The organism is Sphingomonas liriopis (genome assembly GCF_024211255.1).
Lineage (GTDB): Bacteria > Pseudomonadota > Alphaproteobacteria > Sphingomonadales > Sphingomonadaceae > Sphingomonas > Sphingomonas liriopis.
This window is the reverse complement of record NZ_JAMLDY010000013.1, coordinates 1-24,421: the sequence shown is the minus strand read 5'-3', so window position 1 is coordinate 24,421 and position 24,421 is coordinate 1. Positions and strand designations below refer to the sequence as shown.

Sequence of the window (24,421 nt, the reverse complement as noted above, 5' to 3'; positions counted from 1 at the left end):
CATGGCGCATATCCTCATCGTCGAAGCGCGTTTCTACGACCACCTCAACGACATGCTGCTCGCCGGCGCCCGCGCCGCGATCGAGGCGGCGGGCCACAGTCATGAAACGGTGACGGTGCCGGGCGCGCTCGAAGTGCCGGGCGCGATCGCCTTGGCGTCGGACAGCGACCGCTACGACGCCTTCGTCGCGCTGGGCGTCGTGATCCGCGGCGAGACCTATCATTTCGAGATCGTCTCGAACGAAAGCGCGCGCGGGATCATGGCGCTGACGCTCGACGGCCTGGCGATCGGCAACGGCATCCTCACCACCGAGAACGAGGCGCAGGCGATCGTCCGCGCCGACCCTGCGCAGCTCGACAAGGGCGCCGGCGCGGCGCTCGCGGCACTCGCGATGCTGGAGCTGCGCAAGCGGCTGGGCTGATCTCTCGGCCTCGATAGGAAGGTTTTTGCGCGCAGAGGCATAGAGAGCGCAGAGGTGTTCCGCCTGTTGCGCCGTAGGCGCTCTTACAACTTGGGTAAGGCGATCCGGCCCGACCCGCACGCTTTCTCCGCGTCCTCCGCGCCTCTGCGCGCAAAAATGACTCACGCGAAGGCGCGAAGACGCGAAGCTGTTTCGCTCCCGGCCACGTCGCGCCGCCCTATCATCGCTTGATGAAGGCAGGCTGACGCCTGCCCGACACACAACACCTTCGCGTCTTCGCGTCTTCGCGCGCAACAAAAAAGACCCGGTACGTCGCCGTACCGGGTCAAGGTCGTCCGCAGGAGGAACGTCGTTGGGGTGCGGGCGCTGGCGGCCCGCTCCCGATCAGTTGTAGGCGCGCTCGCCGTGTTCGCCGAGGTCGAGGCCTTCCTGCTCGACTTCGGGAGCGACGCGCAGGCCGGTGATCGCCTTGGCGATGAGGATCGCGATGACGGTGCCGATGCTGGCCCAGACGATGGTGGTGACCACCGCCTCGACCTGCACCAGCAGCTTGGCGCCCATCGCATAGTCCGCCGCGCCCGGGCCGCCGAGCGACGGGGCGTAGACGATGCCGGTGCCGATCGCGCCGATCATGCCGCCGATGCCGTGCACGCCGAACGCGTCGAGCGCGTCGTCATAGCCAAGCTTGGGCTTGAGCACCGATACCGCGAAGAAGCAGACGATCGAGGCGACGGCGCCGAGCACGATCGCGCCGAACGGTCCCGAGTTGCCGGCGGCCGGCGTCACCGCCACCAGACCGGCGACGATGCCCGAGCAGAAGCCCAGCGCCGAACCCTTGTGGCCGCGCGCACGCTCGACCAGCATCCAGAACAGCCCGCCGCTCGCGGTCGCGACGAAGGTGTTGATCATCGCGAGCCCCGCCGAGCCATTGGCCTCGAGCGCCGATCCGGCGTTGAAGCCGAACCAGCCCACCCAGAGGAGGCCCGTGCCGACGCCGGTCAGCGTCAGCGAGTGCGGCGGCATCGGCGTCGTCGGATAGCCCATGCGCTTGCCGAGCATGATCGATGCGACCAGCGCCGAGACGCCGGCGTTGATGTGCACGACCGTACCACCGGCGAAATCGAGCGCACCCGCCTTGAAGAACACGCCCGACGATGCCCAGACCATATGCGCGATCGGGAAATAGACGATCGTCAGCCACACCGCGCCGAACACCATCACCGCGGAGAATTTCATCCGCTCGACTACCGACCCCAGCACCAGCGCGACGGTGATCGCCGCGAAGGTCATCTGGAAGCAGATGAAGACATATTCGGGGATCTCCACCCCGGCGGTGAACGTCGCCGCCTGCGACGCCGAGGTGACGCCCTTCAGGAACGCCTTGTCGAAGCTGCCGATGAAATTGGTGAGGAACCCACCGCCGGCGAGGTCCGGGCCGAAGGCGAGGCTGTAGCCGTACATCACCCACAGCAGCATCGCGAGGCACGCGACCGCGCCGATCTGCGTCATCGTCGACAGCATGTTCTTCGACCGGGTGAGGCCGCCGTAGAACAACGCAAGGCCCGGCAGGATCATCATCATGACCAGCACGGTCGACGTCATCATCCAGGCGGTGTCGCCCTTGTTCACCGTCGCGGCCGGCGCGGCGGCGGGTGCCTGCAGCGCGGCATCCTGTGCCCAGGCGGGCATGGCGGCGAACGCGAGGGCGGTCAGCCCCGCGGCGCCGGCAATCTTCATCACTTGCTTCATGGATTACCCCCCCCTCAGAGCGCCGAATCGTCGGTTTCGCCGGTGCGGATGCGCACCGCCTGGCCGACGTCGAGCACGAAGATCTTGCCGTCGCCGATCGCGCCGGTGTTGGCGGACGCCTGGATCGCCTCGACCACCCGGTCGGCGAGGTCGGCGGCGCAGACCACCTCGATCTTGATCTTGGGCACCATGTTGGTGCTGTATTCGGCGCCGCGATAGATTTCGGTCTGGCCCTTCTGGCGGCCGAACCCCTTGACCTCGGTAACCGTCATCCCCGCCACACCCAACGTCGTGAGGGCTTCCCTCACCTCGTCGAGCTTGAACGGCTTGATGATCGCAATGACCAGCTTCATCCCTGCCCCCTCGATAGTACGAGGACAGGCATCGCAATCATCGTGCCAGTCGCGAAACGACGGCGTCAGGCGGGCGGGACGGCCTGGCGCTCACCCGTTAACGATAGAATAATGAGCAGCGCGGCGCCGCTGCCTCAAATTTGGGCAGCAGCGACGATCGCCTGCGCGGCGGACAGGTCGTCCTCGTCGACCATCACCCGCACCGGAATCAGCAGATAGCTGCCATCGGCGATGCTCGCCCCGCCATCGAAGGCGATCGCGTCGATCCCTTCCGAATCGAGCCGCCCCACGATGATATTGGCGAGATTGCGATCGTAGCGACCGAGTTCGGCAAGAGACATGGGACGCTCCATTGACGCGCACAGATCATGCGCATATCTTTATCGCATGAAGCATGATCCTATCAGTTCGGGCAAGCGCAAGCCCGTCAATCTTTCCTTGGACACGGGCATTGTCGCAGCGGCCCGTGATTGTGGGATCAATATCTCACGCATTAGCGAGGAGGCGCTCCGCACGGCGACCAAAGCAGCGCAAACCACCAAGTGGAAAGAAGAGAACCGCGAGTGGATCGATGCCCATCGCGCATGGGTTGAGAACAATCCTCTTCCACTCGAGCATCTGCGGCTGTTCTGATGGCACGGTTCGACGTCTATCATTTCAGCGGCGGCGGTCTGGTGGTCGATTGTCAGGCCGACGATTTCGACGATATCGGCACGCGCTTCGTCATACCGCTGATGCCCCCCGGCGAGATACCGCCCACCAATCGGCGCCTTAATCCCAGCTTCGACGTCAATGGCGAAACGCTCTTCATGCTATCGCAATTCGCCACCGCAGTACGCACGGTAGAACTGAAGTCGCGCGTCTGCTCGCTCGCACAACACCATATTGCGATCATCACCGCAATCGACACGCTGGTCGGCAGTTACTGATCTCAGGAGCGGCTTACGTCGCCGTACCGCCCACCGTCAGCCCATCCACCAGCAGCGTCGGCTGGCCGACGCCCGCCGGCACGCTCTGTCCGCCCTTGCCGCAGACGCCGATACCTTCGTCGAGTGCGAAGTCGTTGCCGATGCCGGCGACCTTGGTCAGCACCGTCGGGCCGTCGCCGATCAGCGTCGCGCCCTTGATCGGCGCGCCGATCCTGCCGTCCTCGATCATATACGCCTCGGTGCAGCTGAAGACGAACTTGCCCGAGACGATGTCGACCTGCCCGCCGCCGAAGCTCTTGGCGAAGATGCCGCGCTTGACGCGGCTCAGCAGCTCGGCGGGATCGTCGTTGCCGCCCTTCATGAACGTATTGGTCATCCGCGGCATCGGCGCGTGCGCGAAACTTTCGCGGCGGCCGTTGCCGGTGGCGGCGACGCCCATCAGCCGCGCGTTCAAACGGTCCTGCATATAGCCCTTAAGGATGCCGTCCTCGATCAGCACCGTCTCAGACGTCGGCGTGCCCTCGTCGTCGATCGACAGCGAGCCGCGGCGGTCGGGGATCGATCCGTCGTCGACCACGGTGACGCCGGGCGCGGCGACGCGCTCGCCGATCCGCCCCGAAAAGGCGCTGGTGCCCTTGCGGTTGAAGTCGCCTTCGAGGCCATGGCCGATCGCCTCGTGCAGCACGATCCCCGGCCAGCCCGGCCCGAGCAGCACGGTCATCTCGCCCGCCGGTGCCGCCACCGAATCGAGATTGACCAGCGCATGCGCCAGCGCCTCGTCGATGCCGCGGTTCCAGACCGTGGGATCGAACAGACGATCGTAGAGATAGCGGCCGCCGATCCCGAACGTCCCCGTCTCGCGGCGGCCGTTCTGTTCGACGACGATCTGAATGTTGAGCCGCACCAGCGGCCGCACATCGGTAGCGACGAAGCCGTCGGGCCGGACGATCTCGACCACGCCCCACGTTCCCGACAGCCCGACCGAGACCTGCGCGACACGCGGATCGCGAGCACGGGCGGCGGCGTCGATCGTCTGGCACAGATTCACCTTGTCGGCGAACGGCACCAGGTCGAGCGGATCGGCGTCGGTGTAGAGGTGACGGTTGTTTCCCTGCGGCGGCGGTGCCTTGGCGCTTGCCGACGGATCGATCAGCGCCATCGTCTCGCCGGCGCGGCGGATCGCGGCTTCCGACAGTTCGTTGGCGTGCGCGAAGGCGGTCATCTCGCCCGACACCGCGCGCAGGCCGAACCCGGCATTGGTGTCGTAGCTCGCGGTCTTCAGGCGACCGTCGTCGAAGCCGAACGCCTCCGCTTTCCGATATTGCAGGTAGAGTTCGCCGTCGTCGGCCTTGCCGAGCGCATCTGCGGTCAGGCGGAGCGCGGCGTCGGGCGACAATTGGTCGCGGTACAGGAACGAGCGGGGGTCTGCGGCGATGGTCATGCCACCGATATAGGCGCGTTAGACGCTGGCGCCATCCGGGTGATCGGGCAATGTCGCCTGATCGACACCATCCGCAGGGCCGCCGATCAGCACGAAGCGGCGATCGCAATAGCCGCAGTCGACATAGCCCTCTTCGTCGATCTGCAGGAACACCCGCGGATGGCCGAGCGCCGCCCCGCCGGGAATGTCGGTGGCGCCGTCGCAGGCGACACGGCGAGCTGAGACACGGACGGTTTCGGGCGGGGCGATCATGCGCGGCGGATAGCAAGGAGAGGACCGGCCTTCAATCCTCCCCGGCACGGGGAGGGGAACCGTTCGCGCAGCGAATGGTGGAGGGGGCGTGCCGCGGGCGATGCGTTGCGTGGAAGCCCCCCTCCGTCACCGCTGCGCGGTGCCACCTCCCCGTGCCGGGGAGGATTTTGTTGCACCCCGCGGCCATCGGCGTATGCCGCGCGCCATGACCGAGGCCGCGATCCGCATCCAGAACCTCTGCAAGACCTATCAGGGCGGCAAGCGTGCGCTCGACGGGGTCAGCTTCGATGTGCCGCGGGGTCAGATCTTCGGCCTGCTCGGGCCGAACGGCGCGGGCAAGTCGACGCTCATCAACATCCTCGCCGGGCTGGTCAACAAGACCGACGGGTCGGCGGAAATCTGGGGTTTCGACATCGACGCGCACCCGCGCAACGCCAAGGCGTCGATCGGCATCGTCAATCAGGAAATCCTGTTCGATCCCTTCTTCACGCCGATCGAGACGCTGGAGATCCAGGCCGGCCTGTACGGCGTCCCCAAGGGCCAGCGGCGCAGCATGGAGCTGCTGCGCGCGGTGCATCTGGAGGACAAGGCGAAGGCTTACGCCCGCACGCTGTCGGGCGGCATGAAGCGGCGGCTGATGGTGGCGAAGGCGATGGTCCATTCGCCGCCCGTCCTCGTCCTCGACGAACCGACCGCGGGCGTCGACATCGAATTGCGCCAGCAATTGTGGGCCTATGTCCGCTCGCTCAACGATGCCGGCGTGACGGTGGTGCTGACCACGCACTACCTCGAAGAGGCCGAGCAATTGTGCGACAGAATCGCGATCATCAACCACGGCCGGTTGATCGCCAACGAACCGACCCGCGAACTGGTCGGCAAGGCGCAGGAAAAGGTGGTGGCGGTAACCGTCGACCGCGACGTCGCGACGCTGCCCGACAACGCCTGTTTCGGCAAGATCGTGCTGAAGGGCGCGCGCACGCTCGAGATCACCTACGCCAAGGACCGGGTGAATGCGGGCGAGGTGCTGGCCGCGGTGCAGGGAAGCGGCTTCGGCATCGTCGACGTCTCGACCAAGGAACCCGACCTCGAGGACGTCTTCCTCAGCCTGACGCGCGCAACAAATGGGTGAGCCCCGAAAAAGCCCCTCCCCTTCAGGGGAGGGGTTGGGGTGGGGAACGCCCGCCGATCTCGACAAGCGCGCAAAGGACATGCGGCGGGAACCTACAGAACCCGAACTGCGCCTATGGCGCCACCTGTCGAACAGTCAGCTCGGCGGGTTCAAGTTTCGACGGCAGGCGAAACTGGGATGGCGGATCGCGGACTTCTTTTGTCCTGCCATCGGACTGATCGTCGAAATCGATGGCGACACGCACGATCCAGACGCGGATGCGCGCAAGGATGCAGTGTCCCGTCGCCAAGGCTTTCAGGTCATTCGCTTCATCAATACGGACGTGATGCAAAATATGGAGGGCGTGCTGACCTCGCTATTGTCGTTCGCCCAGTCACTACCGCCGCGTTCGAACTGGCGACTGCCCCACCCCAACCCCTCCCCTGAAGGGGAGGGGCTTTGATGACCTCCGACGTCCTCATCGTCGGGTCGGGCGCCGCCGGGCTCACCGCGGCGCTCAACCTTGCGGATCGTTTCAAGGTGACCGTGCTCGCCAAGGGCGCGCTCAACGAAGGGTCGACCGCCTGGGCGCAGGGGGGAATCGCCGCGGTGCTCGAACCCGGCGACACGTTCGACAATCATGTCGAGGACACGATGGTCGCCGGCGCGGGCCTCAACGACCGCGACGTGGTCGAGTTCGTCGTCGAGGGCGCGCCTGCCGCGATCGAACGGCTGACGCAATTGGGTGTGCCGTTCGCGACCGAGGGCAATGCGCTGCACCTCACCCGCGAAGGCGGGCATAGCCACCGCCGCATCGTCCATGTCGCCGACGCGACCGGCTGGGCGGTGCAGGAGGCGCTGCAGCGCGCCGCCGAGGCGCATCCCAACATCACCCTCGTCCCCGACCAGGTCGCGATCGATCTCGCCACCAGCCGCCACGAACGGCGCTATTCGGGCGCGGGCAACGTCTGGGGCGTCTATGCGGTCGATCGCGGCACCGGGCGGGTCAACCTCTACACCGCAAAGGCGACGATCCTCGCCACCGGCGGCGCGGGGCGGACCTACCTGTTCTCGACCGCGCCGCGCGGCGCGACGGGGGACGGGATCGCGATGGCGTGGCGGGCGGGTGCGCGCGTCTCCAACATGGAGATGATGCAGTTCCACCCGACCTGCCTCTACCATCTCGAGGTCAAGAACTTCCTCATCACCGAGGCGGTGCGCGGCGAGGGCGGGCGGCTGATCAACCCGACCACCGGCAAGCGCTTCATGTCCTATTACGATCCTGAGCGGATGGAGCTCGCCCCGCGCGACGTGGTGGCGCGCGCGATCGATGCGGAGATCAAGCGCTACGGCCTCGACTACGTCCACCTCGACATCAGCCATCAGCCGCCCGAGTTCGTGAAGGGGCATTTCCCCAACATCCACGAAAAGCTGCTCGGCCTCGGCATCGACATGACGACGCAGCCGATCCCGGTGGTACCGGCGCAGCATTATACCTGCGGCGGGATCGTCATCGACCGCGACGGGCGTACCGATTTGCCCGGCCTCTATGCGGCGGGCGAATGCACCGAGAGCGGCCTCCACGGCGCCAACCGGCTCGCGTCCAATTCGCTGCTCGAATGCTTCGTGTTCGGCGAGGCGTGCGCCGCCCATATCACCGCGCACTGGGACGCGCTGCCGCCCGTTCCCGTCATCCGCCCATGGGACGAAAGCCGCGTCACCGATTCGGACGAAGAGGTGGTGATCAAGCAGAACTGGACCGAGATCCGCCGCTTCATGTGGAACTACGTCGGGATCGTGCGGACGACCAAGCGGCTGGAGCGCGCGCAGCATCGCATCCAGATGCTGACCGGGGAGGTGGCGGACTATTACGGCCATTTCCGCGTGACGCCGGACCTGATCGAGCTCAGGAACCTGTTGCAGACCGCCGAGCTGATCGTGCGATCGGCGCTGCACCGGCACGAAAGCCGCGGGCTGCATTATACGCTCGACTATCCCGAGACGCTGCCCGGGGCGGTGGACACGGTGCTGGTCCCCTGATCCGGCGGCTCATCGTACCGGAGCCGCGCTTCGTCGCACGTCGCATAAAGGCCCATTTCCGCATGGAAATCCGTCGATAAGGATCGCCCCGGATTGCGATGCGGGACTTCAGCCACAGTATGACAGCGTGCGGCCGTTCGGCCCGATCGATCCTGACCGTCGTGGCCTGCCTGGCGCTCGCCGGATGCGGCTCGACCTCGCGGCCCGGCACCGGCGGCCATGCGCCCGCGGTGACGCCGCCGGTCGAGGTGTCGATCCCCTTGCCCGCCGCCGCCCCGCCCGCGCGCAAGGTCGCGCCGGCGCAGCTGACCGCCACGATCGAGCAGATCGCGCGCGGGTTCGAGGGCAAGTTCGGCATCGCGATCCGCGCCGTCGACGAAGGCTGGACGGTGACCTCGCCCGGCGCGCGCCAGCGGCTGCCGCAGCAGTCGGTCAGCAAATTGTGGGTCGCGATGACGCTGATGGACCTGCGCGACCAGGGCAAGGCGCGGCTCGACGATCCGATCGTGGTGCGCGAACAGGACCTGACGCTGTTCCACCAGCCGATCGCGATGCTGGTCAAGGGCGACGGCTATCACACCACGGTCGGCGAGCTGCTGACCCGCGCGCTGACGCATAGCGACAATACCGCCAACGACCGGTTGCTCACCTATGTCGGCGGCCCCGGTGCGGTGCGCGGGATGATCGAGCGCAAGCAATTGGGCGATATCCGCTTCGGCCCCGGCGAGCGCCTGCTCCAGTCGAAGACCGCGGGACTGACCTGGGACCAGGCGACGATGGCGAAGGGCAACGGCTTCGAGCTCGCCCGCTCGCGGCTGTCGCCCGAGGTGCGCAGCGCGGCGCTCGACGCGTATGTCGCCGATCCGCCCGACGGCGCCGCGCCGCTGGCGATCGCCGATGCGCTGGCGCGGCTGGCGCGCGGCGAATTGTTCACCGAGACGTCGACGCGAATCCTGCTCGACACGATGGGCGCATCGGTCACCGGTCGCGCCCGGCTGCGTGCGGCGCTGCCCGGCGGCTGGACGATCGCGCACAAGACCGGCACCGGGCAGGATCTGGGTGGGCGCAACGCCGGGTTCAACGACGTCGGGCTGCTTACCGCGCCCGACGGGCGCCGCTATGCGATCGCCGTGATGATCGGCGATTCGCGCCGCCCAATCCGCGAACGACAGCAGCTGATCCAGTCGGTCGCGGCGGCGGTGGCGGGCTATGCGGGGGGCGGGGCCTAACCCCACTTCCGTCATCCCGGCGAACGCCGGGACCCATGGACGCGGGCGGCCAGCGATGATCCGCAACAACGGCCTTCATCGAAACCATGGGTCCTGGCGTTCGCCGGGATGACGAGTAGAATGGAGGCGCTGTGACCGCAAAGCCACACTCCGCCAAAGCTCGCCGCCACCCCAAGCAGAGGTTGGTCACCCGCGCTCCGATCCGCTAAACGGCACGCGATGCCCCATCTCTACCTCGTCGACGGCTCGGGCTATATCTTCCGCGCCTATCACCGGCTGCCGCCGCTCACCAACAAGCACGGGCAGCCGGTCGGTGCCGTCTATGGCTATACGGCGATGCTGTGGAAGCTCGCCGACGAGCTGCACGCGGCGGAGGGGCCGACGCACATGGCGGTCATCCTCGACAAATCGTCGAAGACGTTCCGCAACGACCTGTACGACCAGTACAAGGCGCACCGGCCGCCGCCGCCCGAAGACCTCGTCCCGCAGTTCCCGATGATCCGCGACGCCACCCGCGCCTTCTCGCTGCCCTGCATCGAGACCGAGGGGCTGGAGGCGGACGACATCATCGCCTGCTACGCCAAGGCGGCGCTGGCGCAGGGCTGGTCGGTGACGATCGTGTCGAGCGACAAGGACCTGATGCAGCTGATCGAGCCGGGGCTCGACCTGTACGACACGATGAACAACCGCCGGCTGGGCGCGGAGCATGTCGCCGAGAAGTTCTTCGGCATCGCGCCGACGCAACTCGGCGACGTGCTCGCGCTGATGGGCGACAGTGTCGACAACGTGCCGGGCGTGCCGGGCGTCGGGCCAAAGACCGCGGCCAAGCTGATTCTCGAACATGGCGACCTCGAATCCGTCCTCGCCGCGGCGGAGGGGATGAAGAAGGGCAAGCTGCGCGACAATCTGATCGAGCATGCCGGCATGGCGCGGTTGAGCCGCGAGCTCGTCGCGCTGCGCTGCGACGTCGCGCTCCCCGAACCGCTCGAGGACCTCGAACTGAAGGGCATTCCCGACGCGCCGCTCCGGGCCTTCCTCGAGCATCACGGCTTCCGCACCCTGCTCGCCAAGCTCGGCAACGGGGACAGCGGGGTCGCCGATGCCCCCGTGCCTGCGCCCGCAGCCACGCCGATGGAGGAGGATCCGCCCTGCGACCTCGACGGCTACGAGACGGTGCAGGACCTCGCCGCGCTCGATCGCTGGATCACGCTCGCGCGGCATCAGGGCTGGATCGCGGTCGATACCGAGACGAGTTCGACCGACGCGACGCAGGCGGAGCTGGTCGGCGTCAGCTTGGCGCTGCACCCCAATCTCGCCTGCTACATCCCCTTGGGCCATGGCGGCAGCGACCTGCTCGCCGAGGTGCCGGTGCAGATCGACGTCGCCGCCGCGCTCGCGAGGCTGAAGGACCTGATGGAGGACCCGTCGGTCCTCAAGATCGGCCACAACCTGAAGTTCGACATGATCGTGCTCGGCCAGCGCGGCATTACAATCGCGCCGCACGACGACACGATCGTGATGAGCTTCGACCTCGACGCCGGCCTGCACGGCCATGGCATGGACGAGCTCGCGGCGACGCATCTGTCGCACAGCTGCATCGCGTTCAAGGACGTCGTCGGCACCGGCAAGACGCAGCGCGGGTTCCACGAGATCGACCTGAAAGCCGCGACGCGCTACGCCGCCGAGGACGCCGACGTCACCTATCGCCTGTGGAAGCGCTTCAGGGCGCGGCTGCCCGCGGAAGAGGCGACGCGCGTCTACGAGATGGTCGACCGCCCGCTGATCCCCGTCGTCGCGCGGATGGAGATGCGCGGGATCAAGGTCGATCGCCAGCGGCTGTCCGACCTGTCCGCCGAATTCAGCGGCCAGATCGCGGGACTCGAGACGGTCATCCACGGCCTCGCCGGCGCGCCGTTCACGATCGGCAGCCCCAAGCAGCTGGGCGACGTGCTATTCGAGCGGATGGGCATCAAGGGGGGGCGCAAGGGCAAGTCGGGCGTCTATTCGACCGACGTCACCGAGCTCGAGCGAATCGCCACCGACAAGGATTCGCCTGGCGCCGAGATCGCCGCGCGGGTGCTCGACTGGCGCCAACTGACCAAGCTCAAGAACACCTATACCGACGCGTTGCAGGCGCAGATCAACCCGAAGACCGGCCGCGTCCACACCAGCTACAGCCTCACCGGCGCGCAGACCGGGCGGCTGTCGTCGACCGAGCCCAATCTGCAGAACATTCCGATCCGTACCGAGGTCGGGCGGCAGATCCGCGATGCGTTCGTGGCGGAACCGGGCAACGTCATCCTCGCCGCCGACTATTCGCAGATCGAGCTGCGCCTCGCCGCGCACATGGCCGACGTGCCGGCGCTGCGCGAGGCGTTCGCCAACGGCGACGACATCCACAGCCTGACCGCGATGGAACTGTTCGGCGAGGTCAACCGCGATACCCGCGGGCGCGCCAAGACGATCAACTTCGCGATCCTCTACGGCATCAGCCGCTGGGGCCTAGCGGGGCGATTGGACGTCAGCGCCGAGGAGGCGCAGGCGATGATCGACCGCTATTTCGAGCGCTTCCCGGGCATCAACCGCTACATCGCCGAGACGACGGAAGCGGTCCGGGCGCGGGGCTTCACGACGACGCTGTTCGGCCGCAAGACGCACTTCCCGCGGATCAAGTCGAAGGTGCAGCACGAGCGGCAGGGCGCCGAGCGCGCCGCGATCAACGCGCCGATCCAGGGGACCTGCGCCGACATCATCAAGCGTGCGATGGTGCGGATGGAGCCGGCGTTGCTCGCCGCGGGGCTGCCGAACGTGCAGATGCTGCTGCAGGTGCACGACGAACTGGTGTTCGAGCTGCCCGAGGGCGACGTCGACGCGGCGAAGCCGGTGATCGAGCGGGTGATGGCGGAAGCCGCCGCGCCGGCGGTGAACCTGTCGGTGCCGCTGGGGATCGAGATCGGGACGGGTGCGAGCTGGGGAGCGGCGCATTGATCGTCGCCGTCTCGCCCTCACCCTCACCCTGCGCCGCCTTCGGCGTCTTCTCCCTCTCCCGCCGGGAGAGGGAGGGAGCGGCGCAGCCGCGGAAGGGTGAGGGCGACATGCCCCGTCGCCCGTGACCGAATCGAAAGACATCGACGCGCTCGCCAAGGGCGGGCGGACCAACATCGCCGGCTTCGTGCTGCGGCTCGCCGCGCGCATCCCGTTCCTGTTCATCGCCGGGCGGCTCTACGGCCCGGACCTCGTCGGCCGCTTCGCGTTGGCTGTGGTGGTGGTCGAGCTTGCCGCGCTGGTCGCGACGCTCGGCCTCAAGCGCGGGCTCGCGCAGGCGCTGTCCTCGTCCGACCAGCCGCACGTCTGCGTCGTGTGGGACGCGCTGGCGCTCGCCTTCATCCTGTCGATCGCGGCGAGTACCGTGCTCATCGCCTTCCCGCAGGTCATGTACGCCAATACGCAGGTGACCGGGCTCGACCGGTTCCTGCCGTGCATCATCGTCGCGGTGGCATGGTCGGACGTCAGCCTCGCCGCGCTCGCCTATCGCCATAACGTCAAGGCCGCAGTGACCGCGCGGGCGGTGGTCGAGCCGTGGACGATCTCGATCGCGGCCTGGGTCTTTTCCTTCTTCACGATCAAGGACGGGCTGGTCCTCTCGTACGTCGCGTCGATGACCGCGGCGCTGATCGCCAGCTTCGTGCCGTTCGTGCGCAGCTATGGCGTGCCGCGCGGCTGGTCGCCGCATCTGGGGCAACTCTTCGCGCTGGCCCGCGCCAACGCGCCGCTCGCCGGTGCCGACGCGCTCGAATGGGGCAGCCGCAACGTCGACCGCTTCATCCTCGGCGTGATGTTCGAGCCCAAGGTCGTCGGCATCTATTATATGGCGCAGCAGGTCGCGAGCCTGCCGCAGAAGCTCAAGACCAGCTTCGATCCGATCCTCGGCCCGGTCATCACGCAGAGCCTTGCGGTCAACGACCGCGCCGCGATCGCCAACCAGGTGCGGCAGGTCGCGTTCTGGATCATGGCGGCGCAGGCGGGCCTGGCGCTGATGGGATCGATCCCTGCGGAAGCGGTGATGGGCGTGGTGGGTCCGCAGTTCGTCGCGGGCAGCGCGGCGCTGGGCTTCCTGCTCACCGCGGAGGTGCTCGCCTCGACTGGGGCGGTGTGCGAATCGGCGCTGGTCTATACGGCGCGGCATCGCAATCTGGTGATCTCGGTCGTGATGCTGGGGGTGCAGATCGTGCTGAGCTTCGTGCTGATCGCCGCGATGCGCGCGGCCGGCTGGCCGACGACGTGGCAGGCGGCGGGGCCAGCGGTGGCGCTGATGGTCAGCGTCGGGCTGACCTCGGTGGTGAAGGCGACGCTGCTCGGGCGCATCCTCGCCGCGCCGGTGTCGCCGTGGCGCTGGCCGCTATTGTGGGCGGCGCTGGCGGCGATCGTCGTCGGGGGCGCGTTCACGATGCTGCCGCCGCGGTTCGAATGGCTCGAGCTGCTCGCCGGCGAGCCCGCCATCGCCACGACTTATCTGTTCGTGCTGTGGAAATGGGCGTTCGGGCCTGCCGACCGCGCGCTGTTCGGCAAGATGCCCAAAGCCGAGGAGGCGACGCTGCCCAATGTGGGGTCGCCGGTGCGCTGACCCGCGCAGGTCACCAAATCACATGTGTGGCAGGCGGCGACACCTCCAAACCGTTCGCCCTGAGCCTGTCGAAGGGCAGGTGGGACTCACCCTGCTTCGACAGGCTCAGCATGAACGGAAGAGAGGAGCGACCGTGTCGCTCAATGCCGGAAGTGGCGCATGCCGGTGAAGACCATCGCGAGACCCGCCGCATCCGCCGCGGCGATGACCTCTTCGTCGCGGATCGAGCCGCCGGGCTGGATCACTGCGGTGGCGCCCGCCTCGACCGCGGCGAGCAGGCCGTCGGCGAAGGGGAAGAAGGCGTCCGATGCTACCGCCGAGCCGATCGTGCGGGGCTGCGCCCAGCCCGCCTTGTCGGCGGCGTCCTTCGCCTTCCACGCGGCGATGCGCGCCGATTCGAGTCGGTTCATCTGGCCGGCGCCGACGCCCGCGGTGGCGCCGTCTTTCGCATAGACGATGGCGTTCGACTTGACGTGCTTGGCGATCGTCCAGGCGAAGCGGCAGTCGGCGAGTTCCTGCTCCGTCGGCGCGCGCTTGGTGACGACCTCGAGCTCGCCCGGCGTGCCATTGTCGCGGCCCTGCACCAGCCAGCCGCCGGCGATCGACTTGGCGAACAGGCCGGCGCGCGTCGGGGCGGGGAGGGTGCCGGTGAGCAGCAGGCGCAGGTTCTTCTTGGCGGCGAACAGCGCCAGCGCCTCCTCGTCGGCATCGGGGGCGACGACGACCTCGGTGAAGATGCCGGTGATCGCGCGCGCGGTCGCGGCGTCGAGCGGGCGGTTGACCGCGATGATGCCGCCGAACGCCGAAACGGTGTCGCAGGCGAACGCCTCGGCATAGGCCGCTTCGAGGCTGGCGGCGGTGGCGACGCCGCAGGGGTTGGCGTGCTTGACGATGACGCAGGTCGGCGCGGCGTCGCAAAATTCGGCGACCAGCTCCAGCGCGGCGTCGGCGTCGTTGAGGTTGTTGTAGGAGAGTTCCTTGCCCTGCACCTGCCGCGCCTGGCCGATTCCCGCCACGCCGTCGTTGCTGGCGTAGAAGGCGGCGGACTGGTGCGGGTTCTCGCCGTAGCGCAGGGTGGCGGCGCGGGTCATCGTCACCGGCAGGACGGCGGGGAAGGCCTCCGCCTGATCGACGGTGCCGAACCAGCGCGCGATCGCGCCGTCGTACGCGGCGGTGGCGGCGAAGGCCTTGGCGGCGAACAGGCGGCGCTGGTCGAGCGTCGTCTCGCCATTCGCGACGATGGCGTAATCGGCGGGGTCGGTGACGATCGCGACATAGGCGTGGTTCTTGGCGGCGGAGCGGACCATGGAGGGACCGCCGATGTCGATGTTCTCGATGACGGTATCGCGGTCGGCGCCGCGGGCGACGGTCGCCTCGAACGGGTAGAGGTTGACGACGACGAGGTCGATCGCGCCGATGCCGTGTTCGGTCATCGCGGCGGCGTGTTCGGGGTCGTCGCGGACGGCGAGCAGGCCGCCGTGGACCATCGGGTGGAGCGTCTTGACGCGGCCGTCCATCATCTCTGGGAAGCCGGTGAGGTCGCTGACGTCGCGCACCTCCAGCCCCGCCTCGCGCAGCGCCCTGGCGGTGCCGCCGGTGGAGACCAGCTCGACGCCCCTGGCGGCGAGCGCGCGGGCGAGATCGACGACCCCCGTCTTGTCGGACACGGACAGGAGGGCGCGCTGGATGGGGATCGTCGACATGGGGGTTCCTTCGGGGGGCTGCCGCGCGTCCCCCTAGCGGCGGATGGGGCTGGCGAACAGGTGTAGCGCAGCGGCGGCATCGGTTTTGTCCGACGATCGCCACCCTTCCTTCGTCACCCCGGACTCGTTCCGGGGTCCACCGGGCCGCGGGCGTATCGCTCATGCTTCAGTGCGTTCGCCTCGCCGCGGAGTGGACCCCGGAACAAGTCCGGGGTGACGAGGGGCGGTGGGAAAGCGAGGGAGATCCCGCGGCCCAGCCTCCTCCGCGGTCAGAGCGCGCGCTTCAGGGCCCAGCTGACGTTGGCGCCGCCGGCGGGGGCTTCGCCGCCGACGACCAGCTGCTGCGTCGCGATCGGGCGGCCTTCGCCGTCGATCCACAGCGAATCCTCGATCGTCAGCGTGCCGCCGCGGCAGCGGAACTGCCATAGCGCGCCGCCGGGCAGGCGCAGCAGCGCGGCAAGGCCGTCGGCGGTCGGCGACACCTGCACGCCGCTGCCCAGATGGAAGCGGATCGCGAAGGGGACCATGCCCGCCTTGCGACGGCGACCCTGCGGCAGCAGCGCGTCCTCGCCGCGCAATTCCTTGCCGTCGCCGGTCAGCATCAGCTGGCGGCGGTGGACGAAGCCCCAGCGGCGGACATAGCCGTCGTGGCTCGCCTCGATCCGGCTGGCGACGTCCGATTCTTGGCGGCTCAGCTCGACCTCGCCGACGCCGCGGCCAAGCGTGCCGTCGGCGTGGATCGCGGTGCTGTTCGAATCGCCGACGGTCAGCGTCGAATGCGCGGCGGTGGTGCGCAGGCCTTCGGCGAAGGCGGCGGGAAGCTGCGCGACCGCGGCGCGGGCACCGCCGCAATTGACGACCAGGCGCTGTTCGCCATCCGAGAATTCGAACGCCAGTGTCGAGGCACAGCCGCCCTCGACCAGCTTGGCGATCGGCGGCGGCGCGGCGTCGACGATCAGCACGGCGCCGCCGGCGGCGAGCCGCTGATAGCCCCAGTCGCGCGCCTGGCGCAGCGGGCGGGTGCGGATGCCGCTCGCCTCGATCAGCGCGGCGAGCGCGTCGGGGGTCGAGGGGCCGCCGCCCTGCCAGCTCGACAGCATGCGGTCGCCGTGGGTGACACCGAGCAGCGCCGGCACCGCGCGGGCGAGCGCGCCTTGCGCCGCGGCGGGCAGTTCCTCGCGTCGTGCGGCGTAGGTTTCGCGCAGCATGCCGAGCAGCTGGATCGTGTCGGCGAGCATCGCCGGGCTGCGCGACACCGAGCCGCCGTCCTCGCTGAGCCCACCCGCCAGCGCGCGCGCGAGGCCCGCCTCGCCGAAGCTGCGGCGCGGATCGCCACCGGGGATCAGCAGCCCCGCCGCGACGACACCGCACCAGGCCGCGATCCGCGGGCTGCCCGGTGCGGCCTTGTCGGCGCCGCGATCGAGATGGCGTGCGCCCCGCGCGAGCGTGTTGAGCACGCTGGAGCGATAGACGAGGTCGGTCGACGACAGGATCAGCGGCGCATGCGCGGTCCAGAACAGGAGGCGCCGGCCCCACAGATCGGGCCGCCAGGCGAAGGCATCGACCGTCTCGGCATAATCGTCGAGCCAGCGCGCCATCAGCGCCTCGGCGATCGGCGCCCCCTGTGCGCGCGTCGCGACGCTCGACAGGTCGCGCAGCCAGGCGAAGCTGTGGACATATTCGGCGAAGGGACGGCCCCATTCGCCGCGCTTGAAGGCGAGCGTGTCGATCGGGTGCGCTTCGCCGCGGAAGGCGAGCTCGCCGCGCAGCAGCGCATGGCCGCGGGCGATGTCGCCGATCAGCGGATCGTCGGGCACCGCGATCAGCTTCAACGGATAACGGCCCTTCAGCCGCATGGTGTGGATCGGGGTGCGCCACGTCAGCTTGTGGAAGCGTTCGGACAGGCGATCGGCAAGGCTCAGCCCCTTGTCGCCGCCGACGCGCATCAGCCGCTTGCCCTCCTCGATCCCGTCATGCGGTTCGGGCGACAGATCGTTCATCCGCGCAGGGCCGCGATATTGGCGGCATAATGATCGGGACCGCCCCGGAAGGCGGCGGTGCCGGCGACGAGCGCATCGGCGCCGGCGGCGATACAGCGCGCGGCGTGGGTCGGATCGACGCCGCCATCGACCTCCAGATCGATGCTGCGGCCAGTCGCGTCGATCATCTTGCGGATCGCCGCGATCTTTTTCAGCTGGCTGTCGATGAAGCTCTGCCCGCCGAAGCCGGGGTTGACGCTCATCACCAGCACCAGGTCGACCATGTCGATCAGGTAATCGAGCATCTTGGCGGGCGTGCCGGGGTTGAGCACGACGCCGGCGCGGATGCCCAGCCCCTTGATGTGCTGGATCGTGCGATGGATGTGCGGCCCGGCCTCCGGGTGGACGGTGATGCAGTCGGCGCCGGCCTCCGCGAAGGCGTCGAGATAGAGGTCGACCGGCGAAATCATCAGGTGAACGTCGAACGGCTTGGTCGTGTGCGGGCGCAGCGCCTTCACCACGGCGGGGCCGATCGTGATGTTGGGGACGAAATGGCCGTCCATCACGTCGATGTGGATCCAGTCGGCGCCGGCGGCGTCGATGGCGCGGACCTCCTCCCCCAATTTGGCGAAGTCGGCGGAGAGGATGGAGGGGGCGATACGGACGGGCTGCATGACCGGCCTTCTGTAGCCGTGTCGGTTTCTATTACAATGCGGTTGGGGCGTTTGCGAGGTTGGTGGAGAACGGCTCCCCATTCCTTCGTCACCCCGGACTCGTTCCGGGGTCCACTCCGCGGCGAGGCGGCAGGCTTGAGCCTCTTGCCGTATGCTCGTGGCCCGGTGGACCCCGGAACGAGTCCGGGGTGACGAAGTATTTGGGTGACGTTACCCCTTCCGCCGCAGCCGCACGATGAAGAAGCCGTCGCAGCCGCCCTTGTCGGCGAGCATGCCGGGCAGCGTGCGGACGTAGCCGTCGGCGTGCACCGGAACGCCCGCGGGGAGCAGCGCCGGATCGGGCGCATCGATCGCGTAATCGTCGCGCGCGGACAGGAACCGCGCGAGCTGGTCCTCGCCCTCGGCGCGCTCGAGGCTGCACGTCGCGAACACCAGCCGGCCGCCGGGCTTCACCCAGTCGGCGGCGCGCAGGAAGACCTTCGCCTGCAACCCCGCCATTTCTTCGATGATCGCGGGGTGGACGCGGTGGAGGACGTCGGGGTGGCGGCGGAAGATGCCGGTGGCGCTGCACGGCGCGTCGATCAGCAGCGCGTCGGCGGGCTCCGCGGGCGCCCATTTCAGCACGTCGGCGGCGATGACCTCCGCCTTCAGTCGCGTGCGGAACAGGTTCTCGCGCAGCCGCTTGATCCGCGCGTTGGAGACGTCGACCGCGGTAACGGTGTAGCCCGCGGCGGCGAGCTGGAGCGTCTTGCCGCCGGGTGCGGCGCACAGGTCGATCGCGGTGGCCCCGTCATGCCTTGGCCCGTCCGCCAGCAGCCGCGCGGGCAGCGAGGCGGCGATGTCCTGCACCCACCAGCGTCCCTCGGCGAAACCGGGCAGGTCGGTGACCGGCGCGGCATCGGCGACGCGGACGTGGCCGGGCATCAGGCTGGTGCCGCCGAGTGCGGCGACCCAATGGTCGGTCTCGCCCGGATCGGCGAGCGTCAGGTCGAGCGGCGGCGGCGCGGCGATCGCCTGCGCGGCGCCTTCGACCATGTCGGGGCCCCAGGCGGCGTCCCAGCGCGCCTCGACCTTGGGCGGCAGCGCGGGGATTTCGGGGAGCAGCACGCCCGACCGCGTGATTGCGCCGAAGACGCCATGGACCAGCTTGCGCGGACCGCCGTCGACCAGCGGCAGTACGGTGGCGATCGCGGCATGGTGCGGGGTGCCGAGCACCAGCGCCTGGACCAGCGCGACGCGCAGCGCCATCCGCGCCTTGGCATCGTCGGGCAAGGGGCGTTCGGTGACCGAATCGATCAGCGCGTCGAGATCGGGCAGCCGCCGCAGCACCTCCGCCGCGATGGCGTGCGCGAGGCCGCGATCGGGGCCGTAGACGTGGCGGGTGGCGGCGACCAGCGCCTGTTCGAGCGGCTCGCCCCGGCGCAGCACCGCGTCGAGCAGGCGCAGCGCCGCGCGGCGGGAGGGGGTACCGAGCGCGTCGGGATTGTCGGAATCGGTTTTGCGGGGCAAACTTGTGGAACCTGACGGCTGGAACGATATGGGATGTCCCCCTTAGCCCGGAGAGACGCGATGGGCCAACGCCCCGCACATGTGAAGCCGCCCGCCTACCTTACCGAAAGCCCGCCGGTGCCGCAGCCGGAAGACAAGACGTCGGCGCAGGAGGACCCGCTAGGCCTCGATCCGACGCGCTACGGCGATTGGGAATTGAAGGGCATTGCGGTCGATTTCTGACCGTTACGGAACCGGATCGGGCGACGCGCGTCCATTGGTCCATGACGGACCCAATGACCAAGTTACTCCGTTCGTGCTGAGCCTGTCGAAGCGCGATGAGACTCAGGCCCTTCGACAGGCTCAGGGCGAACGGTGAAGGTGAGACTTCGTAAAGCCCTGTCGTGGGTTGCGGTCGTAGTCGTACTGCTCTTGCTGGCAGTCGCGGCCTTTCCCTTCGGCCTGCTCAAGGGCATCGTCGCCGACCGGCTAACGCAGCGGTTCGGGCGGCCGGTGAGCATCGCCAGCATGGAGCGCGTCGACACGATCGGCTTGACGCCGACGATCGCGGTGCGCGGCGTGACGATCCGTCAGGCGCCGTGGGCGGGCAGCGGCGATTTCCTGCGGCTGCGCGAGGCGCGGGTGAGCTTTCCGTTGTGGCCGCTGCTGACGGGCACGTTCAGGCCGCGCGACATCGCGGTGACCGGGCTGCAGCTGGCGCTGGTGCGCGATGCCAACGGCCGGACCAACTGGTCGCGGCCGGGCGAGCCCGAGAGCGGCGGCGCGTCGACCGATCTCGACGGCCTGACCGTGCGCGACAGCGTGATCCGGTATCGCGACGACAAGCGGCGGCGCAGCGCGGTGATGGCGTTCGCCTCCGACGCACGAGGGCTTCGCGCGAACGGCAGCGGCACGATCCGCGGCACGCCGGTGCGGATCGCGCTGACCGGGGCGTCGGTCGCGCGGGCGGCGGCGGGGCCTTGGCCGTTCAGCGCCACGATCGAAGGCGCGGCGCTGCGCATGCGCGCCAAGGGCCATATGGACCGGCCGCTCGACACCGATGCCATGACGCTCGATGTCGACGCGCGTGCCGCCGACCTGCGGCTGATCGACGCGGTGATCGAGGCGGGGCTGTTCGGCACGCAGCCGGTCGCGATCACCGCGCACGTCCGCCATGAGGCGCCGAAATGGATCGTCACCGGTCTGAAGGGCACGATCGGCCGCTCCGACATCGCCGGGCACGTCACCGTCGACAAGCAGGACGGCCGCACCAAGCTGGACGGCGCGGTCGCGTCCAACCGCTTCGACTTCGACGATCTGTCGTCGGACGAGGGGCAGGCGAAGGCCGCGGCATTGGAGCGCGCGATCGGGCCGCGCGTCGTGCCCAACACGCGCATCGACCTTTCCAAAATCGACAGGACCGACGGCCGCATCGCGGTGCGCGTCGCGCGCGTGTTCAGCCATGGCGGGGCGACGTCGGTAACGGGGTTGCAGGGCGTGCTCAACCTCGACCGCCAGCGGCTGCGCGTCGAACCGCTCACCATCCGGCTGGCGGGCGGCGTCGCGCGCGGCAGCGTGACGGTCGAGCAGCGCGGCGGCGCCCGATGGCCGACGCTGGGCGTCGACCTGCGGCTGACCGGCACGCGGGTCGAGGCGCTGGCGGGCAGCGGCGGCGCCTTTACCGGGCGGATCGCGGCGCATGCGCGGCTGACCGGGCGCGGCGAGACGATCCGCGACGCGATCGGGCGGTCGGACGGGCGGATCGGCTTTACCGTACGCGATGGCGCGCTGCCGGCGCGCTACGCCGCGGCACTGGGCTTCGATGCGGGCCGGGCGCTGTTCGCCGGCGGCGAGACTGCGACGCTGCGCTGCGTCGTGCTGGCGTTGCCGGTGAAGGGTGGGCGCGGGGTCGCGGCGCCGCTGGTGGTCGATACCAGCGCCAGCCAGTTGCACGGCAGCGGTACGGTGAGCCTCCCCGCCGAACGCATCGCGCTGCGGCTGACCGGCGCGCCCAAGGGGAACAGCGTGCTGCGGCTGCCCGGCGCGGCGTGGATGACCGGCACGCTGAGCGATCCGGTGCTGACCGTGCCCGCGCAGGTGAAGTCGGCGGGCAATATCTTCAAGGCGATCGGCCGCGCGATCACCGGGCGGCAGGGCCCGACCGCGACCGACGCCGATTGCGCCGGGCTGGCGGCGCGGGCGCTGCGGTAGGCCTATCAAGGCCAGGCGGGGGCGGGACCTTTGCATGATAACGGCACCACGCCCGCCAAGGTCCGTATCCCTCCCCAGTGCTCCCGCGCAGGCGGGAGCCCAGAGCCAAGCAAAACAACGGCTTATGGCGCGCGTGACTCCTGGGCTCCCGCCTGTGCGGGAGCACGGACAGGGTTTCGCAGAGGTTTCGCCTTCGCTGGGGTGGGGGTCGGTTGCTGCCATGGCGTTTCTGCACAGGTCCCGCTCGCAGCCGGGGTGCCGCCCCGATCGAAACGAACGATTGCAGTTCGTGCATCGGAACCGCGAAGGACTCGGCACGCGTACGTTTCCGCTCGCCGTGCCGTAGCGTCGCGGCTAGGGTCGGGGGCATGAACGATACCGCGACTGCCGGTGGCGCCACCGGTGCCAGCCTGATCCCGAGCACCACCGACGCCTTCACCGTCGCGCATCTCGCGATCGTCGCGATCTTCGCATTGCTGGTGATCGCCGCGATCGTCTGGGGCGCGCGACTGAAGCGCCGGCGCAAGACCGCCGAGCGCGACATCGCCAGCCACAACGACGACGTCCATGCAGGAACGGCGCGCGTCGAACCGCCGGTCGAGGCACGTTCGTCCGGTCCAATCGCCGATGAACCGACGGCGCCTGCTCCTGCCATGCGCGAGGCAGCGCCGGTCGCAACTGCCCCGATCGCGCGCGACGAGGCACCGGTCGAGGCACCCTCGCCTGCCCCGCTCGCCAACGAACCGATCGCGGCGAGCGCGCCGCTCGACGCCGCGCCGGCGGTCGAGGCGGTGTCGGAGCCGGCCGCGACGACCGGCGATCCCGCCGATGCACCGGTGTCGACGCTGAAGGGGCTGGGGCCGAAGCTGGCGACGCGGCTCGGCGAACTGGGGATCACGACGGTGGGGCAGGTCGCCGCGCTGAGCGACGACGAGGCGGAACGGCTCGATGCGCACCTGGGGCCGTTCGCCGGGCGGATGGGCCGCGACCGGTGGATCGAGCAGGCGCGCTTCCTCGCCGCGGGCGACCGGGCGGGGTTCGAGGCGGTGTTCGGCCGGTTGTAACGCACGCGCTGCGCGCCGTGCGTTACAACCGGCCCGGTCAGCGCCGCCAGCGCGGCGACTGACGACGCGGGATTCACTCCCGCGTCGCCTCCCCAAAGGCCCACGCGACATTGACGCACGGCGTCCCCGACCGCACCACATGAATATGCGCCTCTTTCCCCTGTTCGCCGCCGTCGCCACGGCCTGGCTGGCCCTCGCCGCAACGCCCGCGCAGGCACGCTGCACGCTCGGTTCGACCTTCGCGCCCGCCGGCAGCACGCCGAGCGGCGTGCATGTCCCCACCGGCTGGGATGGCGCGACGCCGGCGCCGCTGATCGTGCTGCTCCATGGCAGCACCGCGACCGGTGCGGCGATGCTGCGCGATTCGGGGCTGGCGGCCACCGCCGACCGGCATGGCGTCCTCGTCGCCTATCCCGACGGCGGCATCGCCGCGAAGACCGGCTTCGTCTGGAACATCCCCGGCGTGCCGACGGTCGAGGGGACGATCCCCGGCCCGGGCGAGCGCGACGACGTCGCCTATCTCACCGCGCTGGTCGACGGGCTGGTCGCGGCGGGCTGCGCCGATCGGACACGCGTCTACGTCACCGGCCTGTCGGGCGGCGGGCGGATGACGTCGTGGCTCGGCTGCGTCGCGCCGGAGCGGTTCGCGGCGATCGCCCCCGTCGTGGGCTTGCGCGCCGGCAACCCGCTCAAGCGCGATCCGACGCGCCCCGATCCGCGCAGCTGCCGGCCGAAGACGCCGGTCAGCGTCATCGCCTTCGCCGGCGATGCCGACCGGACCAACCCGATCCAGGGCGGCGGCGCCCCCTATTGGTCCTATCCGATGCACGCCGCCGAACAGCGCTGGGCGCAGCTCAACCGCTGTCGCGCGGCGCCGGTGACGCGGTTCGTGTCGGCGCGCGTGTATGAGGAGCATTATGGCGCCTGCCGCGACGGCGCCGAAATGACCGCGCGGATCACGGTCGGCGGCGGGCACAGCTGGGTGGTCGACAACGAGGCGCTATGGGCGCTGCTGTCGCGGCATCGGCGGGGTTAGGGTCCGGACTCATAACCACCAGATGACGGCTGCTGCGAAGGCGATGGCAGCCATGAAGGTCTTGATGTTACGGTCGAAGCGGGTGGCGATGCGTCTCCAGTCCTTCAGGCGACAGAACAT

Annotated in this window: 22 protein-coding genes and 1 pseudogene; 13 read left to right on the top strand and 10 right to left on the bottom strand. The window is 69.2% G+C overall.

What is annotated here, in order from left to right; genetic code table 11:
- The first annotated feature begins 1 nt into the window (after position 1).
- Complete coding sequence (gene ribH / locus M9979_RS11660; protein ID WP_254289526.1) at positions 2-421, top strand: 6,7-dimethyl-8-ribityllumazine synthase; 420 nt, start codon at positions 2-4, stop codon at positions 419-421.
- A 384-nt stretch (positions 422-805) separates the two neighbouring features.
- Here the strand turns inward: ribH and M9979_RS11655 are convergent, their stop codons facing one another.
- The 3 genes from M9979_RS11655 to M9979_RS11645 all read right to left on the bottom strand — a co-directional run bounded on the left by M9979_RS11655 (position 806) and on the right by M9979_RS11645 (position 2,864).
- Complete coding sequence (locus M9979_RS11655; protein ID WP_254289525.1) at positions 806-2,170, bottom strand: ammonium transporter; 1,365 nt, start codon at positions 2,168-2,170, stop codon at positions 806-808.
- A gap of 14 nt (positions 2,171-2,184) precedes the next feature.
- Positions 2,185-2,523, bottom strand: a complete 339-nt coding sequence (locus M9979_RS11650) for a P-II family nitrogen regulator (RefSeq protein WP_017980283.1) — start codon at positions 2,521-2,523, stop codon at positions 2,185-2,187.
- Between the two features lie 134 nt (positions 2,524-2,657).
- On the bottom strand, positions 2,658-2,864 hold the full coding sequence (locus tag M9979_RS11645) for a putative signal transducing protein (RefSeq protein WP_254289524.1): 207 nt from the start codon (positions 2,862-2,864) through the stop codon (positions 2,658-2,660).
- A gap of 46 nt (positions 2,865-2,910) precedes the next feature.
- Between M9979_RS11645 and M9979_RS11640 the strand changes: the two genes are divergently transcribed.
- Together M9979_RS11640 and M9979_RS11635 are read left to right on the top strand one after the other, a co-directional pair.
- Positions 2,911-3,156, top strand: a complete 246-nt coding sequence (locus tag M9979_RS11640) for a type II toxin-antitoxin system CcdA family antitoxin (protein ID WP_254289523.1) — start codon at positions 2,911-2,913, stop codon at positions 3,154-3,156.
- Positions 3,156-3,452, top strand: a complete 297-nt coding sequence (locus M9979_RS11635) for a CcdB family protein (protein ID WP_254289522.1) — start codon at positions 3,156-3,158, stop codon at positions 3,450-3,452. The genes M9979_RS11640 and M9979_RS11635 overlap by 1 nt, the downstream gene beginning before the upstream one ends.
- Positions 3,453-3,465: 13 nt before the next feature.
- Here the strand turns inward: M9979_RS11635 and tldD are convergent, their stop codons facing one another.
- Both tldD and M9979_RS11625 read right to left on the bottom strand, forming a co-directional pair.
- Positions 3,466-4,893, bottom strand: coding sequence for a metalloprotease TldD (gene tldD, locus M9979_RS11630; RefSeq protein ID WP_254289521.1), 1,428 nt, complete (start codon positions 4,891-4,893; stop codon positions 3,466-3,468).
- A gap of 18 nt (positions 4,894-4,911) precedes the next feature.
- Positions 4,912-5,145 carry a zinc-finger domain-containing protein gene (locus M9979_RS11625; RefSeq protein ID WP_254289520.1) on the bottom strand — a complete coding sequence of 78 codons (234 nt, stop codon included), beginning with the start codon at positions 5,143-5,145 and terminating at the stop codon, positions 4,912-4,914.
- Between the two features lie 205 nt (positions 5,146-5,350).
- Between M9979_RS11625 and M9979_RS11620 the strand changes: the two genes are divergently transcribed.
- The 6 genes from M9979_RS11620 (at position 5,351) to M9979_RS11595 (ending at position 14,146) form a co-directional block, all read left to right on the top strand.
- A complete protein-coding gene (locus M9979_RS11620) occupies positions 5,351-6,274 on the top strand; it encodes an ABC transporter ATP-binding protein (RefSeq protein ID WP_254289519.1) in 924 nt (307 codons plus the stop codon).
- A 79-nt stretch (positions 6,275-6,353) separates the two neighbouring features.
- Positions 6,354-6,716 carry an endonuclease domain-containing protein gene (locus M9979_RS11615; protein WP_254289518.1) on the top strand — a complete coding sequence of 121 codons (363 nt, stop codon included), beginning with the start codon at positions 6,354-6,356 and terminating at the stop codon, positions 6,714-6,716.
- Positions 6,716-8,293: an L-aspartate oxidase gene (gene nadB / locus M9979_RS11610; RefSeq protein WP_254289517.1), complete on the top strand. Its 1,578-nt coding sequence runs from the start codon at positions 6,716-6,718 to the stop codon at positions 8,291-8,293. The genes M9979_RS11615 and nadB overlap by 1 nt, the downstream gene beginning before the upstream one ends.
- 119 nt (positions 8,294-8,412) lie before the next feature.
- Positions 8,413-9,522: a serine hydrolase gene (locus M9979_RS11605; protein ID WP_254289516.1), complete on the top strand. Its 1,110-nt coding sequence runs from the start codon at positions 8,413-8,415 to the stop codon at positions 9,520-9,522.
- A gap of 219 nt (positions 9,523-9,741) precedes the next feature.
- Positions 9,742-12,510, top strand: a complete 2,769-nt coding sequence (gene polA / locus M9979_RS11600; protein ID WP_254289515.1) for a DNA polymerase I — start codon at positions 9,742-9,744, stop codon at positions 12,508-12,510.
- A gap of 121 nt (positions 12,511-12,631) precedes the next feature.
- Complete coding sequence (locus M9979_RS11595; protein ID WP_254289514.1) at positions 12,632-14,146, top strand: lipopolysaccharide biosynthesis protein; 1,515 nt, start codon at positions 12,632-12,634, stop codon at positions 14,144-14,146.
- Positions 14,147-14,286: 140 nt separating this feature from the next.
- Here M9979_RS11595 and purH read toward each other — a convergent pair whose 3' ends face one another.
- The 4 genes from purH to M9979_RS11575 all read right to left on the bottom strand — a co-directional run bounded on the left by purH (position 14,287) and on the right by M9979_RS11575 (position 20,011).
- A complete protein-coding gene (gene purH / locus M9979_RS11590; protein ID WP_254289513.1) occupies positions 14,287-15,849 on the bottom strand; it encodes a bifunctional phosphoribosylaminoimidazolecarboxamide formyltransferase/IMP cyclohydrolase in 1,563 nt (520 codons plus the stop codon).
- Between the two features lie 269 nt (positions 15,850-16,118).
- Positions 16,119-17,849 carry a heparinase II/III family protein gene (locus tag M9979_RS11585; RefSeq protein WP_254289512.1) on the bottom strand — a complete coding sequence of 577 codons (1,731 nt, stop codon included), beginning with the start codon at positions 17,847-17,849 and terminating at the stop codon, positions 16,119-16,121.
- Positions 17,846-18,502: a ribulose-phosphate 3-epimerase gene (gene rpe, locus M9979_RS11580; RefSeq protein ID WP_254289511.1), complete on the bottom strand. Its 657-nt coding sequence runs from the start codon at positions 18,500-18,502 to the stop codon at positions 17,846-17,848. Before rpe ends, M9979_RS11585 begins: the two co-directional genes overlap by 4 nt.
- Positions 18,503-18,712: 210 nt before the next feature.
- Positions 18,713-20,011: an RsmB/NOP family class I SAM-dependent RNA methyltransferase gene (locus M9979_RS11575; protein ID WP_254289510.1), complete on the bottom strand. Its 1,299-nt coding sequence runs from the start codon at positions 20,009-20,011 to the stop codon at positions 18,713-18,715.
- A 60-nt stretch (positions 20,012-20,071) separates the two neighbouring features.
- Here M9979_RS11575 and M9979_RS11570 point away from each other — a divergent pair, with 60 nt between their 5' ends.
- The 4 genes from M9979_RS11570 to M9979_RS11555 all read left to right on the top strand — a co-directional run bounded on the left by M9979_RS11570 (position 20,072) and on the right by M9979_RS11555 (position 24,301).
- Entirely contained in the window at positions 20,072-20,233 is a 162-nt protein-coding gene (locus M9979_RS11570) for a DUF1674 domain-containing protein (RefSeq protein WP_254289509.1), read from the top strand.
- Positions 20,234-20,365: 132 nt separating this feature from the next.
- Entirely contained in the window at positions 20,366-22,201 is a 1,836-nt protein-coding gene (locus M9979_RS11565; RefSeq protein ID WP_340689068.1) for an AsmA family protein, read from the top strand.
- Between the two features lie 368 nt (positions 22,202-22,569).
- On the top strand, positions 22,570-23,265 hold the full coding sequence (locus M9979_RS11560) for a hypothetical protein (protein WP_254289507.1): 696 nt from the start codon (positions 22,570-22,572) through the stop codon (positions 23,263-23,265).
- A gap of 145 nt (positions 23,266-23,410) precedes the next feature.
- The gene (locus M9979_RS11555; protein ID WP_254289506.1) at positions 23,411-24,301 is read left to right on the top strand and encodes a CE1 family esterase; all 891 of its coding nucleotides are present in this window, start codon (positions 23,411-23,413) and stop codon (positions 24,299-24,301) included.
- 9 nt (positions 24,302-24,310) lie between these two features.
- On the opposite strand, the pseudogene M9979_RS11550 reads toward M9979_RS11555, so the two are convergent.
- Positions 24,311-24,421, bottom strand: a pseudogene (locus M9979_RS11550) (IS5/IS1182 family transposase); the annotation flags it as partial.